This is a genomic window from Nitrospina gracilis 3/211 (genome assembly GCF_000341545.2).
GTDB classification, from domain to species: domain Bacteria; phylum Nitrospinota; class Nitrospinia; order Nitrospinales; family Nitrospinaceae; genus Nitrospina; species Nitrospina gracilis.
Genome location: NZ_HG422173.1, coordinates 919,982 through 936,045, shown reverse-complemented (window position 1 = coordinate 936,045; position 16,064 = coordinate 919,982). Strand labels below are relative to the sequence as shown.

The 16,064-nt window shown below is 55.9% G+C and carries 14 protein-coding genes; 4 read left to right on the top strand and 10 right to left on the bottom strand.

Annotation, left to right across the window (positions count from 1 at the left end):
- From TX82_RS04400 to TX82_RS15645, 3 genes are all read right to left on the bottom strand, one after another.
- The coding region (locus TX82_RS04400; protein ID WP_042250542.1) for a PilN domain-containing protein at positions 1–638 on the bottom strand (638 nt) is incomplete at its 3' end.
- A 3-nt stretch (positions 639–641) separates the two neighbouring features.
- Positions 642–1,760 (bottom strand): type IV pilus assembly protein PilM, encoded by a 1,119-nt coding sequence (pilM, locus tag TX82_RS04395; RefSeq protein WP_005007473.1) that lies wholly within the window; start codon positions 1,758–1,760, stop codon positions 642–644.
- 158 nt (positions 1,761–1,918) lie between these two features.
- Positions 1,919–2,218, bottom strand: a complete 300-nt coding sequence (locus TX82_RS15645) for a helix-turn-helix transcriptional regulator (protein ID WP_005007472.1) — start codon at positions 2,216–2,218, stop codon at positions 1,919–1,921.
- 399 nt (positions 2,219–2,617) lie between these two features.
- Between TX82_RS15645 and miaB the strand changes: the two genes are divergently transcribed.
- Entirely contained in the window at positions 2,618–3,976 is a 1,359-nt protein-coding gene (gene miaB, locus TX82_RS04385; protein WP_005007467.1) for a tRNA (N6-isopentenyl adenosine(37)-C2)-methylthiotransferase MiaB, read from the top strand.
- A 163-nt stretch (positions 3,977–4,139) separates the two neighbouring features.
- Here miaB and TX82_RS04380 read toward each other — a convergent pair whose 3' ends face one another.
- The 3 genes from TX82_RS04380 to TX82_RS04370 form a co-directional block, all read right to left on the bottom strand.
- Positions 4,140–5,588, bottom strand: a complete 1,449-nt coding sequence (locus tag TX82_RS04380) for a hypothetical protein (RefSeq protein WP_005007465.1) — start codon at positions 5,586–5,588, stop codon at positions 4,140–4,142.
- Positions 5,589–5,905: 317 nt separating this feature from the next.
- On the bottom strand, positions 5,906–6,169 hold the full coding sequence (locus tag TX82_RS04375; RefSeq protein WP_005007464.1) for a hypothetical protein: 264 nt from the start codon (positions 6,167–6,169) through the stop codon (positions 5,906–5,908).
- 173 nt (positions 6,170–6,342) lie between these two features.
- Positions 6,343–7,596: a beta-ketoacyl-[acyl-carrier-protein] synthase family protein gene (locus TX82_RS04370; protein WP_005007463.1), complete on the bottom strand. Its 1,254-nt coding sequence runs from the start codon at positions 7,594–7,596 to the stop codon at positions 6,343–6,345.
- A 205-nt stretch (positions 7,597–7,801) separates the two neighbouring features.
- On the opposite strand from TX82_RS04370, the gene nagZ reads away from it, so the two are divergent.
- Entirely contained in the window at positions 7,802–8,902 is a 1,101-nt protein-coding gene (gene nagZ / locus TX82_RS04365) for a beta-N-acetylhexosaminidase (RefSeq protein ID WP_005007462.1), read from the top strand.
- Between the two features lie 694 nt (positions 8,903–9,596).
- On the top strand, positions 9,597–10,013 hold the full coding sequence (locus TX82_RS15050; RefSeq protein WP_005007458.1) for a helix-turn-helix domain-containing protein: 417 nt from the start codon (positions 9,597–9,599) through the stop codon (positions 10,011–10,013).
- A gap of 43 nt (positions 10,014–10,056) precedes the next feature.
- Here TX82_RS15050 and TX82_RS04355 read toward each other — a convergent pair whose 3' ends face one another.
- Both TX82_RS04355 and TX82_RS04350 read right to left on the bottom strand, forming a co-directional pair.
- Positions 10,057–12,225, bottom strand: a complete 2,169-nt coding sequence (locus TX82_RS04355; protein WP_005007455.1) for an alpha-amylase/4-alpha-glucanotransferase domain-containing protein — start codon at positions 12,223–12,225, stop codon at positions 10,057–10,059.
- Positions 12,226–12,359: 134 nt separating this feature from the next.
- The gene (locus TX82_RS04350; protein WP_005007454.1) at positions 12,360–14,111 is read right to left on the bottom strand and encodes an ABC transporter ATP-binding protein; all 1,752 of its coding nucleotides are present in this window, start codon (positions 14,109–14,111) and stop codon (positions 12,360–12,362) included.
- A 344-nt stretch (positions 14,112–14,455) separates the two neighbouring features.
- Between TX82_RS04350 and TX82_RS04345 the strand changes: the two genes are divergently transcribed.
- A complete protein-coding gene (locus tag TX82_RS04345; RefSeq protein ID WP_005007453.1) occupies positions 14,456–14,845 on the top strand; it encodes a flagellar protein FlaG in 390 nt (129 codons plus the stop codon).
- Positions 14,846–14,963: 118 nt separating this feature from the next.
- Here the strand turns inward: TX82_RS04345 and TX82_RS04340 are convergent, their stop codons facing one another.
- Positions 14,964–15,524 carry a thiamine pyrophosphate-dependent enzyme gene (locus tag TX82_RS04340; RefSeq protein WP_005007451.1) on the bottom strand — a complete coding sequence of 187 codons (561 nt, stop codon included), beginning with the start codon at positions 15,522–15,524 and terminating at the stop codon, positions 14,964–14,966.
- On the bottom strand, positions 15,511–16,008 hold the full coding sequence (locus tag TX82_RS04335; protein WP_005007450.1) for a thiamine pyrophosphate-binding protein: 498 nt from the start codon (positions 16,006–16,008) through the stop codon (positions 15,511–15,513). Before TX82_RS04335 ends, TX82_RS04340 begins: the two co-directional genes overlap by 14 nt.
- Positions 16,009–16,064 lie beyond the last annotated feature (56 nt).

Genomic DNA, 16,064 nt, shown 5'->3' with positions numbered 1-16,064 from the left:
CTGTAAATGATGAATTCCTTGACCGGATAATTCTTCTTCCACTTCTGCTCAGTCCGGGCCAGCATCACATGATCGAAGTAGGGCAGCTCTCTCAGTCTCTCCACGAAATGAACGATAGCCTGGTGGTCGTCCCCCTGACCCGTGATCTGGATAAACTGGTGCGGTTCGTGTTCGCGCCCCTCCTTCTCCGCATTGGCCTTCGCTTCATTGATGGCAGCCTTGTTGACGCCGAGAAAAAGATCCGGGATATTCGCCAGGTCGTCCAGCGTTCGCTGCTCCACCACCGTCAGCCAAACCCCGTCCGGCAGGCTCTGCCCCAGGTCTTCCAGCAACTCGGTCGTTCGGCTTCGTTTGGTACGAAGCCCGTCGATTCCCTTGATGATGTCTCCGTAACGGTCCTTTTTCTTTTTGAGTTTCTGAACTTTCCGGTAATCCGGGGTCAACGCGTTCACCTGGGACTGCACTTCCTCGATGTCGCCTTCCAACTGCGCAACGGTGACCAGCTGCCATGCCCACACCAGAAAACAGGCCACGCCTGCGAGCAAGCCGGCGCTCAAAATGCCGGCAAACAGCTTTTGAATGATGATTTCCCGGACAATGCGCTGGTAGTCGTATAGATTGACGCGAATGAGATTCATGAATTATTTCACCTTTTGTTCTTTTTTCTTGGACTCCATCTGTTCCAGGTAATCGAACCGTCTCGAAGCAAGCCCGATGGCGACGGCGGACATGGGTGCCATGTGCGCCAGGGCTTTCTTGTCAAAAGTCGACGGAATCTTGATGGATTCAAACGGATCGAACAATTCCACAGGCACCGCCATGCGATCGGCGATAAATCCATCCACCCCCGGAATCAACGCACCCCCTCCCATGACAAACACCTTCTCCACCTGACTGTTGGAGGTAGAGCTGAAAAACTCAAAAGCCTTATGGAGCTCCTCGATGATCGGATCGATAGAATCGAGGATGACATTGATCACATCGTCCTTTTCCACCTCTTCCGGCAGAACGCCGTACTTGAGGGCCTCGGCATCTTTGGGTTCCAGCTGAAAACGGCTCACCAGATTTTTCGTGCACAACCCACCACCCACCGGTATGTCGCGGGTGAAGGTGCTGACGCCGTCCATCAGAATATTGAGGTGGGTGAACGTATGCCCCAGATCAAGCAATGCCACCGAACCCATGTCCTTCACATTTCTGGAATTGCCAAGAGCGTTGACGATGGCGAAAACGTCGAGGTCGACAATGACCGGTTTCAGGCCGGCGGCCGCGAGCACAGCCAGACGGCTGTCGATGATTTCGTTCTGCACGGCAACCAGCAGGATGTCCAGTTTCTCCTCTTCCTCATCCTCAAATTCGTGTTCATCAAAAGTCACGCTGGGTTCCAATACCTGGTAGTCGATGCGCACGTCGTCGATGTCGAAGGGAATATACTGTTCCGCCTCTTCCTGGATGGCTTCAGCCAGGTCTTCTTCCGGCAGAACGGGCACCTTGATCTTTTTGATCATCACCGCCTCACCGGAAACGGAAACAACCGCGAAACGGTTATTAATCTTTTCCGCGGCCAGAAGGCGTGTGAGGGCGTCGGAGACCTGCTCTTCATCGCGCACCACTCCCTCCGTCACCGATTCCGGTTCCAGGGGCATGAGTCCGAAGTTTTTCAACTCAAACTTTCCCGGATCCCCATCGAGCTGGGCGACCTTGATGGAATGCGACCCGATATCAATAGCCAACAACGGAGTTTTGGCCGAAAGAAACATGTAACGTCCTCTGCGTATGAGTTAGGTTGCGCTTTTTACGGGAACCGTCCATCGAGCCGGAAACCCGGTCCCCTCCTCCTGCTTAATTTCGAAACGGCACCTGCGACCTTGTTGGCAGTGCCCTGTTGCCTGATGAAACCGTTGAACTCCGTTCGGAATCATGCCTGCCTTTTCCCCTTTCCGGCCTGGCGACGCACCTTGACCTTGGATTTGGATTTGGTCTTGACCTGGCTGGATGCCCGGTCGTCTGCAGACGTTTCCTCCCCAAAGACTTTCGAGCGCTCCCCCAGTTTGTACCCGAGTGCAAGTATGATTTTGCGTTTGGTGTCCAAGCGGCAATCGTTCCCTTTTTCAATCCGGTCGATGGTTTGCACGGTGACACTGGCTTTCCGTGCGAGCTCGGCCTTGCTCATCATCTTCGACTCGCGGATTTTGCGGACATTATTCACACTGGCCACAATATTCCCCTCCTTTTGCTAAAAAAATGGGACGAATTGCGCATGATTTGAATGGTTATGCTATTTAATTTTTACGGATGCTAATCAATATACTTGAATATTTATTATTATGTCAATAATTTTTTTGAATTAATTCTTATTAATATTAATTTATATAAATTTAAACAAACTTGTATCCGCCGCATTCTCTGCCGGGTGGGCCGTATCTCCTTTCTGCGCGCGGGATTCCCAGCCGCCCGCACCTCCGCGGCGCGGCAAAAAGGGCTTGGGTGATTTTTCCTCAATTTCCCCTATTTTTTGCCTGGGGCGGTAAAAAAAATCCCGAGCCTCGAGGGACGCAGCTCCCCCGTGCCAAATGCCGGTTGGAATGAGCCGGCAATTCCGCTACAATCTTCCGCCATGAAACACGTTTACCTCGAAACCTTCGGTTGCCAGATGAATGTGGCCGATACCGACCGCATGGAGCTATTGCTGTTCCATTCCGGCTACACCCGCACGCAACACGCCGAAGACGCCGACCTCATTCTCGTCAACACCTGCTCGATCCGGGAGAAAGCGGAACAAAAGGTGTATTCGCTGTTTGGTTCGTTCCGCCCGCTCAAGAAACAGAACCCGGACCTGCTGTTCGGCCTTGCGGGTTGTCTGGCGCAACAGGAACAGGAATTCCTGCTGAAACGCATGCCGTTTCTGGATTTCATCATCGGACCCGACGCGGTGGAGGACATTCCACTGGCGGTCGATCGCGTCCGCCGCGAGGGCAGGCCGCTGGCCTGGACGGAGTTCGATCGCGAGAAACACTATTCCATCCCCGTAGTGGCGCCGGTGAAGCCTCCCGGACCCAGTGCCTTCATCAACATCATCAAGGGGTGCGACAAGTTCTGCTCGTTCTGCGTGGTGCCGTTCACCCGCGGGCGGGAAAAATCGCGGGAAGCGTCGGAGATCTATGAGGAGGTCCGGCAATTGGTGGACCAGGGGGCGAGGGAGATCATCCTGCTCGGCCAGAACGTCAATGCCTACGGCAAGCGGGGCCTGGAAAAACCGGCGGCGTTTCACGAACTGCTTTACGGCGTGGCGGAAATTCCGGGCGTCGAGCGTTTGCGCTTCACCACCAGCCATCCGCGCGACTTCACACCGGAAACCATCCGGGCGTTCCGCGATCTGGACAAACTGGTCAACCACCTGCACCTGCCGGTGCAGTCCGGCAACGACCGCATCCTGGACCGCATGCGGCGCAGTCACACCGTGGCGGAGTACATGGAACAGATCGACGCATTGAAAGACGCAGTGCCGGACATCGCGCTGTCCACCGACATCATCGTCGGTTTTCCCGGCGAGACGGAGAGCGAGTTCGAGGACACACTTCGGCTGATGGAGAAGGTGGGCTACAGCAACAGCTACATGTTCGCCTACAGCCCTCGACCCAACACCCCCGCCGCGTTGTATGAAGACTCGGTTCCGGACGAAGAGAAGAAACGCCGGCTGCACGCCACCATCGAACTGCAGTCCCGACTGACGGATCGATTGAGCCAGAAGTTTCTCGATGAGGAAGTCGAGGTATTGGTTGAAAGCCGTACCTCACGGCAGAACATGACCTTCAAAGGCCGCAATCCGGAATACTGGATGGTGATTTTCTCAGGTGGGGAAGACGCATTGCAGACCGGCGACCTCGCCCGCGTGCGCGTGCACAGTGCGCAGGGTCATGTCCTCAAAGGGGAGTACGTTTCCATAACCGCGCCCGCAACAGCCGTCGGGTTGTAAACCCTTCCTTTTTGTACTCCAACCCGGTCATTTTTTAAAATTTTCTTCGCGGTGTGCGGCTCTTCGGCGAAAGGGGTAACGCTTCGTTTGCAAACGATGGGGAGTGGGCCGGTTCCAAACACAAACCGTCTCCTGCCCACGTTGTGGGGCGGGCTCCGCCCGGTCAGTAGATTCCCAGATTGTCGTAGATGTCTTCTTCGATGAGGTCGGCGTCGGGACCGATCATGTGGAGCGTCATCCTCATGTCGCGAATGGATTTCACATCCGGCGGATTGAGCCGGTCGGAAAGTTTTTCAAGCGTTTCCGTGCAGAATTCGTCCAGATCCGCCAGCGCTTCCAGCATTTCCGCAGGAAGGTCTTCCAGGTTCACCATCTGCGATTCCAGGTAACGCAAAATCTGGATGAGTCGCAATTTGATGCCCACCGTCTCGTTGCGGATATCGGACACCGGTTTCGGTTCCGGGCATTGCAGGTCCTCGCAGATCCCCTGCAACATTTTGCGCAGGTAGCGGTAGAAGGCCTTGTGCTGCCGCTCGTCATAGAAGCGATCGCGCTTGGCTCCGAAGAGCAGGTCGAACACGGCTTCAATATCGAAGTCGTCCGTCGCCATCATCGAAACCAGGATGGCCTTGAACTCGAGATCGTTGAACGCGAGGCCCATGTCTTCGAAAATTTCAGCTAGCGATCCCGTCCGCCCGCTCGGGGTTTGCTCCACCGCTTCCCAAACGTACGGATCAGGTCCCGCAGGATGGGCCGGTGCCATGTGAATGCCCCGCACCTCATCCCGCACCACGTGCATGCGGTTGAGGTTTTCCACCATCCCCGGCAGGGAGAACGCGGGGATCTCCACCCTCCTTTCGGCCAGGGTGAACAACGCATAGAGAAGCTGTTTGTCCAGCCGGTCGGGCCGCTGCCGTTTCCGCGTGAACAAATCCGACAGCACCCGTTCGAGAGCGATGTACAGTGAGCGCAGACGAATGCGGTCTTCCCTCCCTTTTTCAGCCGGGTACGGATGCAGGGAAAACACCCCGCCGCGGTAATCCTCCAAACGCGCCTGCATGGCATCGCCCGGTTTCAGGCCGTAGGCAGAGTAAAGCGGCCTCACGTCCCAAGCCGTGAGGGTGAGCATGCTTTTACCGGGGACGAACTGGTTGACCTTGATCTGGTCCGGAAAATGCCGCTCGTCACAATACTGAAAAAACGGAATCACGTCCTCGATGAAAAAAGTTTTGCGTTTTTTGGGAACTTCACGGCCTTCGGTATCGACAAACACCAGTTCCCCTTCCTCCAGCTCGCACGAAACAAAGGGAGCCAGCCGGTGACCCGGGACGAGGAGCCCCTTCTCCTGTTCTACCGTGCCGGGATTGATCACAAGCGGAATCCGTCCCAGCCGATTGAGAATGAGGCGGAACGGAAGGAAGTCGTTGTCGCCCACCTCGATCAGATAATCGTGGTCGTTGAGCTTGGCCTTGAGATGGTCCAGTGTGTCCGGTGCAATGCGCCGCCGCCAGCGTTCCTGGATGCGTGAAACATAATCTTCCAAAGTGAAGGGGGTCTGCGATTCGCGGATCAGATTTTCAGCAAGGGTTTGAAGCGTTAGTCTCTGAGACATGAAGTTTAAAGAATCCGGTTCGGTTATGGTTCCAGGAAAAACAAATTGAAACCGGATCGGCAGGAATGCTTCCCGTTGAGTCAAGGCAGGCTATGGTGGGCCGCTTGTGGGAATCTGCGACCCGATGTGCTGGACAAATGCTAGCACAATTTTTTTTCGGTGTGTACCCCTGTTTACTCAGGAAAGCAAACAAAAGAAAAGGGAAAGATACTGGAAGTTCGCCCTGCATCCGTCACCCGGTCGTTCTCCACTCAAGCGAAACGAACCGGGTGAGGCAATGAACATTTGCTTCGATCGTTTTTTCAGTGGTTGACGGATCAACGATAGGGCATCTGGTTGCCGGACAGTTGGGACTCGATGTCACGCTCGATCTGGTTTTCCTGGGTGACAAACTGTTCCAGTTCTTTTTCACTGTTGAACTCGAACGTACGCGGTTCCTTCTGTCCGCAGATTTCCTCGTCCTGCTCCACGATGACTTTGGTGCCTTCAATGGACTGGATGGAGAACTTCTTGCGGGTGCGCAGACGCGCGAAAATTTTCCGGTAATTGATTTCTATGTCGTGAGCGTGCTGTTCAGACATGACGCACTCCTTAATTTATAAAAAACGGTTGAAACCTGATTTCGTCTCTTTGAGTTGGGTCCCATTATAGAATTCCCCGGAACGGAGTTCAACCGGGTTGCGCACCGGACAGGGAAACGGACAAAGGGGAACACGGCGTCCGGGAAGGAGCCCGTTGCCTCGGACCCAGTCCGCTACTCGAATTTGCGCAGGACGAGGGCGGAGTTTTTCGAGCCGAAGGAGATGCAGTTGCTGATGGCGGTGCGAATGGGCGTTTCGCGGCTTTCGTTGGCGATGTAGTCCATGTCGCATTCCGGATCGGGGTTTTCCAGGTTGATGGTCGGCGTCAGTACTCCCTGCTTGAGCGACAGCGCCGTCACCGTGACCCCGAGCGCTCCCGAGGCTCCCTGGGGATGCCCGACCATCGACTTGGTGGAACTCACCGGGATCTGCATCGCATACCCGTTCAGCGCCTGCTTCACCGCATGGGTTTCAATTTTGTCATTGATGACGGTCGAGGTTCCGTGGAAATTGATGTAATCCACGTCCATGTCGCTCAGCCGTGCGTCCTTGAGTGCCAGTTTGAGTGCGCGCGTGGACTGTTTGCCATCCGGCATGATCGCCACGCGGTGATAGGCGTCGCAGGTGGTGCCGTAACCGATTATTTCCGCGTACACCTTGGCCCGACGTTTTAGCGCGTGCTCCAGTTCCTCCAGCACCAGCATCCAGCTGCCTTCCGCCAGCACGAAACCCTCGCGGTCCCGGTTGAAGGGGCGCGACCCTCTCGTCGGGTCCCCGTTGAAGTGAACGGGGTTGGCGCGCATGCGCTGGAAGCCGGTCATCATGGCCGGCGTCACGCAGGCTTCCACGCCGCCGGTCAGGAACCAGTCCTCCTGGCCGAAGCGGATGGCGTTGAAAGCGTAGCCCATGGCATCGGTCGAACTGGTGCACCCGTTGGAGATGACGTGGCTCCGCCCCTGCAAACCGAAACGCATCGACACCTCGCTGGACAACATGCCAACCAGCGAGTTTGAAATGGCGTAGGGGCTGATCTTGTGGCGGTTGTCGGAATAATAAAACGCGAACTGCTTTTCCGAGAAATCGAAACCGGAGCCACCCGTGCCAACCAGCACGCCCAGGCTTTCAAAATCCTCTTCCTCAAAATCCTTGAAGTTGATCCCCGCGTCATCGAACGCCTCCGTGGCCGCCGCCACGCAAAGAGGCACCGACCTCGGCAGTTTTTTGAGTTCGGCTTCGCCATAATACCGCCGCGGATCAAAGTCCGCCACCTCGCCGGCGATCATGCAGTCCAATCCCTCGGGATCAAAACTCCGGATGCGGTCGATACCGCTGACCCCATTGCAGGTATTCTGCCAGAAAATGTCTTTACCGATGCCGTTGGGGCTGACGACACCCAGGCCGGTGATCACCACGCGTCTTGGAAACATAACCTCAATTTTGGCAAACAGAAATTAGATGAGGGTGGGATTCTACCACACCCAAAGCTCCTATTATATACGGCTGAGTCTTGAACCGGGAGCAGACCTTACGCCAAGCACACTCGGAAATATTCTCACTTCCGGAATTTAGTGCTATGCTTTGCCGGAACGCAAGCCGTCCGTTTGCGGGATCCCCCTTAGGAGCACACCACTCTTGAAACACAATTTATCCATTCGCGAACAGACCGGACAGATGTTGATTTCCGGGTTTGAAGGCACCCGCGTCACACGCGAAACAGAGGACCTGATCGTCAACCGTCACATCGGCGGACTGATCCTGTTCGATCGCAATTACGAGAATCCCCAGCAATTGCACGCGTTAACGCGGGACCTGCAACAGGTGGCGGCCGCATCCTCCACAGGCCTGCCGCTGTTGGTTTCCGTCGACCAGGAAGGGGGCCGCGTGGCTCGCCTGAAAGCACCGTTCACGGAATTCCCCCCGGCGATCGGGCTGGACCGCATACGATCTGAAGACCTTGCCTATGAGTTCGGCCGGGCGCTCACCCGGGAACTTTTTGAAGTTGGCGTCAACATGGATTACGCCCCGGTGCTGGACGTGCACACCAATGCCGACAATCCGGTCATCGGCGACCGCGCGTTCAGCACGGATCCGCACTGGGCCGGAGTGCTGGCGGTGGCGTTCATGAATGGGTGCCGCGATTCCGGAGTTCTTCCCGTCGGCAAGCATTTTCCCGGCCACGGGGATACCCACCTCGATTCACACCACGATTTGCCGTGGGTGGAACGCAATGAAAGCGGGTTGAACCAGGTGGAGCTGGCTCCCTTCGTCCACGCTGTCCAGCATGGACTGGAAGCGATCATGACCGCCCACGTCATGTATCCTGCGTGGGACGAAACCCTTCCCGCCACGTTTTCCCCGCGCATCCTGCAGGAGGTCCTTCGCGGCCAGTTGGGTTTTGAGGGAGTGATCATCTCCGACGACCTGGAGATGAAGGCCGTGGACCAGCACTTTTCATTCGACACCTTCGCCGAACGCGGGGTGGAAGCCGGGCTGGACGTGTTTCTCATCTGCCACCACCCCGACAAGGTGGAGGCTCTTCAAGACCAGCTGATTCGGGGAGTGGAAAGCGGCCGCATCGACCCCTCCCGCATTGATAGCTCCGTCGAGCGGCTGCTTCGCATGAAGAAAAAACTGAAACCGGCTCCCGAACAGCCGCCGGAACCGGCGGGCTGGACCTCCTACCATCAGCCCATTGCGGACCGCCTGCGACAAGCGGCCGAGCCCTCCGTCTGAACACGGACTACAAAATCCCTCATTTATCATGCCATTGTATTCATTTACAGTCTTTGGCGACTTTTCGACCGGCTTGGTACTATTGATTCGATACAATTGTCATTAATGTCTAAAATTTTACTCTTCCGGGAAAAAAATTTTCATATCGATAAGCCTAATATGGAGTCCGTTTTCCTCTTTTCAAAAAGTTTGGAGAAAGGATTATTTTGCCATCCTCAGGCGCCGCCCCCCTCGTTCCGGATCAACCTAAAGTAAAAACATGAATATTGAGAGCCATAGAAAATAAGTTCAAAATCATAAACATAGTATTTATACTATTGATATAGTATATCTTAGTATACAAATATAAGATTTGGAAAACCGATATTTTTATCCATCGCCAACCATTCGGGATTCCAAATAATCATTCAAGCCACCCCTAATCTCCCGAAGTCCGGGGGGCTGAGCAGATATACGTTAACCCCCGACTTTCAATGTTTTGATTGACGAAAACGCTGGAATGACTAGAGTAGTTCCTAAGTTATCATTTTAAGCTGCATTTACGATTTGCTTAGGGGAAGCGAACCCAAAACTGCCAGGATTAAGGTAAAGTTTATTTTCAATGAGAATAAAAGTGGATTTATTCCATAATGACACTTGGATTCCATACATTCAGGCACCACTTCCTGTCTAACTAACTACCAAGTACACCCATATGCCGGAAAAAAAACATAAAGGAACCGCCAAACATCTGGGATCACGCCTGCGCCAGTGGCGAAAAACCATCCCGATGAAATCTTACGAGCTGGCCAAGCTCATCAAAATATCCCAAGGGTCGTTGTCGGATATTGAAAACGAAAAATCCCTTCCGTCTGCCGACACCATTGCCAAGTTGTACCAGTTTTCCAACCTCAATATAGTTTGGCTGCTGACCGGGAAAGGCCCCATGACCCGTGATGAAACCGGCTCTGCACAGGAGGAGGGAATGGTCAGCTCCATGCTGGAGCAGTATGGGGAGGATCAAAAACTGCGCGAGGTGATTGAGAAGGTGGTCCGCATATACAAAAAGGGGGGACTGGAAAAGCGGGCGCACCTGATCGGATTTGTCAACGGAGCCGACCCCGGGGAATGAGCCGCTGGCCCGGGGGGTCCACCCCAGGCAAAACCTTTTCAACTCAAGGTATTTCTTCGCCTTCCACCCGCACCTTCAACTGCCACACCGTTTCAAACTTCTCTCCCGCATTCAACCGTAAAGCTTGCAAATTCAAAAGGCAGGAGCCCTGGTAGGTGCGCTCAAAGCCTTCTTCCGACTGGGAGACGGTCTCGACCGGGTACCACCACCACCGGGCCGTCGATTGGCTTTCCAGCCATAAGGCAAATCCGAATGCCTCGTCACGCAGACCGAAACTCCCCACCTTTTCCAATTCACCTTCGCTGTTCATGCGCGGCCGTTCAGAGCCAAACCCGGGGGACACATAATAGCGGTCCGGTGCATCGCCGGCCAGCAGTGTGAAGTTGAACTCCTCGGCCCACAGCACCTTCAGAACCCGGTCTCCGGCGTTGGCGACCGTCACGGCAACCATCATTTCTCCCAAATCGGGTGAAAACACGTATCGCTTGTTCAGTTTCACCGGATGAGCCCCGGCGTCATCCATCACCCTTCCCTCACGCTGGAGTTCCAGCTCGAAGGAGGCATGCGTTCCGGTTTCTTTATTCCGAACCACCGCATACGGTTTCCCGACAAAATCTCCAAGTTCCCGGTAACGGCTGGATTTCATCGCCTCCAGGGTGGTATTGAGTGGAAGGAAGCGTTCCATGAACGAATACCGTTCCTGTGCATCGTAGAACAGGCGGTCCTTCAAGCCCGCTTCCTTCACCTTCACCCGGTCATGGATGGACGCGGGTTGGGCCGCTTCATCCCCGGCGTGAGTCGCTTGCGCCGTCTCCAGCCGCCGGTGATACGCTTCTTCCCGGCGCTTGAGCACGTTGCTGAGATTGAAACACAGCGGTCGGCAGTCCAGCTCAAACAACGCGCCGCCGCAGGCCGGAACAATGCCCGCGGTGAGGGCCCGGCTGGACACGATCACCTCTTCGTGCCCGTCATGGTTGTAATCGAGCACGTCCACATTCAGCCCACGATCGTTTCCATCCAGTAAATGGTCGGCGATGTTCTCCGCCGCAATGAGGTGGTTGTACAAGGCATGCCTCAAATAATTCAGGTACAGTCCGCCGAACAGGCCATGCCACTGAGCACAGTTGCACTGGCCCCGGTACAGTTCCCGCAACGCGCCGCTTTCCTTCTGCTGATCGGGGGTCAGGCGATGCACCTTCCGGCTCACGTAGAGCATTTTTTTGTGCATGAGGTTGCTCTCTTCGTATTTGGTGAGGAAGTTGTCCCACTGCCCGCCTCTTAAAAACGTGCGATAGCCGTCTTCATCCATCCCCCGCTCTTTCATTTGAGCCTTCAGGTCCTCGAAACGCGAGGCCGCCCGGTGCGGCAGAGCCCATTCCATCATTTCGTCATACGACGCCATAGGCAGGTACACCCGTCCCACCGGCGGCGTGCTCTGGATGTATTCGCCAAAGGTCACCGTCTCCAGCCAGTCGCGGTTCGCCTCCAGTGCTCCGAACAGGTTTTTCAAATACCCCTTTTCGTAAACCCACTCGTAGGTTTCCGGCCAGCCCCCGAATTTTTCCCCGTCGTCGGCGTAGGTGACGGCGTCGAAGCCGTTCTCATCGCGAAAACGCTTCAGGTGCTCGATGGTTTTCTCCGGCAGGTCGAAGGGAATGGAATAACGCAGGGTTTTGCTGATGGGAAACACCTTGAGCGCGTGGCCCTGGTTTTCGGTGATGTAATGACCGGAGATCTGGTCCGTCTCCAGACCGGCGTAATAAAAGTGCGTGTCGTCGAGCACCGTGTACTCGATGCCTGCCTGCGCAAGGAGGCTGGGAAGCGTCGGGGACCAGATGCGCTCGGCCAACCACAGTCCGCGCGGCGTCTGACCGAATTCGGTTTCGATGAATTCGTTCATCATGCGGATCTGGCCTATGGCGTCCTTTTCCGGCAGGCTCGACAAAATGGGTTCGTAGAATCCCCCGCTCATGATTTCCAGACGACCCGACTGCGCCATGCCTCGCAGGAGCTTGAAAAAATCCGGGCGGTGTTTTTGTATCCACTCGAGCAACGGCCCGGTGAAGTGCGCCGCGGTGCGCAGGTGCTCGAACGGCTCCAGCACGTCGAAATAGGGCCGGTAGCTTTTCTCGAACAACTCCTCGAACACGTGGTCGAAGTTGCCCACGGGCTGGTGGTTGTGCACGCCAAACAACAGTTTCAGCTTTTGCATGAAAATATCTTTTAAAAGTAAAAGCGAATGATGAAGAGATCAACCCACACAGCTTAATTCAAATCCCGGCGGGGAAACACGAAAAATCTGCTTGAGGATGGGTAAGGGAGGAGGCCGGAACGGCGCGGCCGAAATCAGGTTTCTTCTTCCAGCGTCAAGGGCGCGTCGTCGAACAGGCGCAGGGTGTAGAGGTGGTAGTACAAACCTTCCTTCTCCATGAGTTCGGTGTGAGTGCCGACCTCCACCACGCGGCCTTTTTCCAGAACCACGATCTTGTCGGCGTTGTGGACGGTGCTCAGCCGGTGCGCGATGATGAACGTCGTCCGGCCTTTCATCAGCTGCTCCAGCGCTTCGCTGATGAGGTGCTCCGACTGGGTGTCGAGCGACGAGGTCGCCTCGTCCAGCACGAGGATGCGCGGGTCTTTCAGCATGGCGCGGGCGATGGCTACGCGCTGGCGTTCACCGCCGGAAAGCTTCACGCCCTTTTCGCCGACAATGGTGTCGTATCCCTTTTCCAGATTCCGGATGAAAGCTTCCGCATTGGCGGTTTTGGCGGCGCGTTGCAGTTCCTCTTCCGTCGCGTCGAGTTTGCCGTACAGGATGTTCTCTCGCACCGTACCGCCGAACAGGTGTGTTTCCTGCGGCACCAGCGCCACCTGTTTCAGATACGCCGTGAGATCGAGTTCGCGCACGTCGTGCCCGTCCACACGGATGGCGCCCTGGTTGACATCGAAGAAGCGGTGCAGGAGCTGGATGAGGGTGGACTTGCCCGCGCCGCTCGGCCCCACCAGCGCCACGCGCTCGCCGGGGTGAATGCTCAGAGTCACGTCCTCGATCACCGGCCGCTCCGGCGAGTACCCGAAGGTGACGTGATCGAAATCGATCCGGCCCTCGATGCGGTCCAGCACCACCGGGTTTTCCGGTTGCTGGACAATCGGTTTCAGGTCCATGATCTCGTACACCCGGCGGATGGCGCCCAGCGCTTCCTGAATCTGCGTGTACAGGCGAACGAAAGTGCCTATGGGTCCGGCGATGATGATGGCGTAGAGGAAAAACGCCGCCAGTTCGCCCGGCGTGGTCGCGCCGAGCATCACCTGGCGCCCGCCGTACCACACCAGTGCCGTCGAAACCAGAAACGTGAGAAACAGGATGAACGGACCGAAGGCCGCCGAAATTTTCACTTTCTTCACTTCGGCGTCGAAAGCGTCCTCGATGCCCTCCTCAAACCGTTTCTGCTCGTACGGTTCGCGCGTGTAGGACTTGACCACCTTGATGGACGACACCATCTCCTCGAGCACCACCGTCGCGTTGGCCAGCCGGTCCTGCACCTGCGCCGAAAGGTCCTTGAGCCGCTTGCCAAACACCCGCGCAAACAGCATGAGTGGCGGCAAAATGAGGAGGATGAGTCCGGTCAGCTTCCAGTTCAGGTAAATGATGATGGCGAGTCCGCCGAGCAGGGTGATGGTCTGCCGGAACACGGCGACCGGAATGGTGACGAGCGCTTTCTGGATGACGGTGATGTCGTTGCCCATGCGAGACAGGATTTCACCCACCCGCCGGGAATGAAAAAACGACAGTGACAGCTTCTGGATGTGCCCGAAAAACTCCATGCGGAAGTCGGCGGTAATGCGGTTGCCGACAAAACCCAGGATATAGTTGGTGGTCACGCCAAATACCATCTGGAACGTGATGATGACGACGAGGTCGAACGTCAGGCTGTTGAGCGCCTCCACATTGTTCTGCACCACCACGGCATTGATCATGTTGCGCACGATGAGCGGCAGGATCAGGGTGATGACCGACGTCAGGGCCAGGCACAAAAAGGCCAGAACGATGTTTTTCGTGTAGGGCCTGGCATAATGCAGGATTTTGGAAAATTCTTTCATGAACCGGATATCACCCAGAAAATGAGGGGGCTCCCCCGTTGGCTCTCTTTTTAACAGGTTGTCGTTTGAAATCGCTCATCATACCGTCAAAGGCGCCCTCAATTCAACAAATCCCTGACTGGAGATTCAATAAAAATCACCCTGAAATCAATGGCTTTCATGGTGCTCCCGGCCCTGTTTCGGAATCCCGCATTTTTTTTAAAAAAAATCAGGAACACCCCTCAAGTCGGGTCCTGTTCCTGCCGTAGAGATGTACGGAACCAATGTATGGCCCTCAAAAAGGAGCCTTCATTGAGGTTCCAAATCACCATTTTAGAGCGAATTGAAATGTGAGGTGATGCAACATGGCAGCAGAAGTCAACCCAACTGCGATTTCCAACCTGGTACCGGTCAAACCGGCCCCTCAGTCTGTGGCAACCCGTCCTGCAGGGACGGTGCAGGCGTCCCAGGCTGCGAACCAGGTGGCATCCGGCAAACAGAATGCCAGGGTCGACACCGTATCGCTTTCCACGCGCGGCTTGCGCGCCTCCGGTTCCAACCGGACCGGATCGGAATCGGGAAACCCGTTTGCGCCGACCAAAGCGGTGCGCGATGTCACGGAAGACCACCGGCTGGTGGTCAAGTTCGTGGACCCGGAAAGCAATGAAGTGGTCCGCCAGGTTCCCTCGGAAGATCACCTTCGCCTGAAACAGGCGATGAGCGAGATCATCGAGGAACAGCGCGAGGATGGGTGATTTGCACGTCATCCAGACAATGGCAATCAGGCTGTCCTCAACAGGGGGGACTTTTACGCCCATCGCACAGCCAGAATAAATACCAACCGGCCCGGACACCGGTTTGTGGAGGGGATCGCTACCCGGCGACCGCTTCCATGAACCGGTTTTTTATTTCTTCTGGAGTGTGTGTCACCCGGCCCGTTCCGGGATCGAATCCCGGCTCCACCTTCACCAGCAGGAACGTGGGGCCTTCGGCGGCGTGCAGTTTTTCGTAGGCGGGTTTCAACTCTTCCTTTTTCGTCACGCGCAGGACCTGCGTGTAACCGGAACTCTTCGCCACTTCTTCCAACCGGATCACATTGGAAAGGGACCGCTGTTTGCCGGTGGACTCGTACACCTCGTTGTCGATGCAGATGTGCAGGAGGTTTTTCGGCTGGGCGGCGGCGATCATCGCCAGCGTCCCCATCGCCATCAGTACGTTGCCGTCGCCGTCAAGGATGATCGTTTTTCGGTCGGGCCGCGCCATGGCCACACCCAGGCCGATGGAGGACGCCAGGCCCATCGACCCGATCATGTAAAAGTTTCCTTTGCGGTCGTCCACGTTGAAAAACTCGCGGCTGATGTAGCCGTTGGCGCACACCACCGGTTCGTCTTTCAGCAGGGGCGCCAGTTCCCTGTAAACCTCAATGCCTTTCATCGAACATGCCTTTCTTGACCAGCAGGGTGTAGGGCAGGTGTTTGGCCCAGGCGTCTTCCGCCTGCGTCAGCAGGGCATCGACGTTGTCCTCGCCAATGACGTCGAACTCCATGCCCGCGGTCTCCAGAAGTTTTTCGTTCACGTCGCCCATAATGATGTGCTCCGGCGCGTCCTTGCCACCGCACCCGCGCCAGCTCATGATCACCAGCACCGGCAGGTTGTAGATGAGGTTGAGCGAGGTGAAGGCGTTCAGGCTGTAACCGAGGCCGGAGTTCTGCATGAGCAGCACCGGTTTTTTGCCGGCCATGAACGCACCCGCGCACAGGCCCACCGCCGCATCCTCCCGCACCGACGGAAAATACGATACGTCTTCGCGCGCTTCCAGGGCGGAGATGAGACCGGACAATAATGAGCACGGCACTCCGGTGAAGAAGTCGTAGCCGCGCTCTCTTAATTTTTCAATAAAGGAATCGGATGCCAGCATGTTGGGTGTGTGCGAAGGGTGATGGGGTGTGAAGAGGCGATCGTCAAGCGGGAGCA

Excerpts from the sequence above, each read along its gene's own strand:
- TX82_RS15050 (WP_005007458.1), top strand. The coding sequence starts at position 9,597 with ATGCCGGAAAAAAAACATAAAGGAACCGCCAAACATCTGGGATCACGC.
- TX82_RS04380 (WP_005007465.1), bottom strand. The coding sequence starts at position 5,588 with ATGTCTCAGAGACTAACGCTTCAAACCCTTGCTGAAAATCTGATCCGC.
- TX82_RS04340 (WP_005007451.1), bottom strand. The coding sequence starts at position 15,524 with ATGAAAGGCATTGAGGTTTACAGGGAACTGGCGCCCCTGCTGAAAGAC.
- TX82_RS04375 (WP_005007464.1), bottom strand. The coding sequence starts at position 6,169 with ATGTCTGAACAGCACGCTCACGACATAGAAATCAATTACCGGAAAATT.
- TX82_RS04350 (WP_005007454.1), bottom strand. The coding sequence starts at position 14,111 with ATGAAAGAATTTTCCAAAATCCTGCATTATGCCAGGCCCTACACGAAA.
- miaB (WP_005007467.1), top strand. The coding sequence starts at position 2,618 with ATGAAACACGTTTACCTCGAAACCTTCGGTTGCCAGATGAATGTGGCC.
- TX82_RS04335 (WP_005007450.1), bottom strand. The coding sequence starts at position 16,008 with ATGCTGGCATCCGATTCCTTTATTGAAAAATTAAGAGAGCGCGGCTAC.
- pilM (WP_005007473.1), bottom strand. The coding sequence starts at position 1,760 with ATGTTTCTTTCGGCCAAAACTCCGTTGTTGGCTATTGATATCGGGTCG.
- TX82_RS04370 (WP_005007463.1), bottom strand. The coding sequence starts at position 7,596 with ATGTTTCCAAGACGCGTGGTGATCACCGGCCTGGGTGTCGTCAGCCCC.
- TX82_RS04345 (WP_005007453.1), top strand. The coding sequence starts at position 14,456 with ATGGCAGCAGAAGTCAACCCAACTGCGATTTCCAACCTGGTACCGGTC.
- TX82_RS04355 (WP_005007455.1), bottom strand. The coding sequence starts at position 12,225 with ATGCAAAAGCTGAAACTGTTGTTTGGCGTGCACAACCACCAGCCCGTG.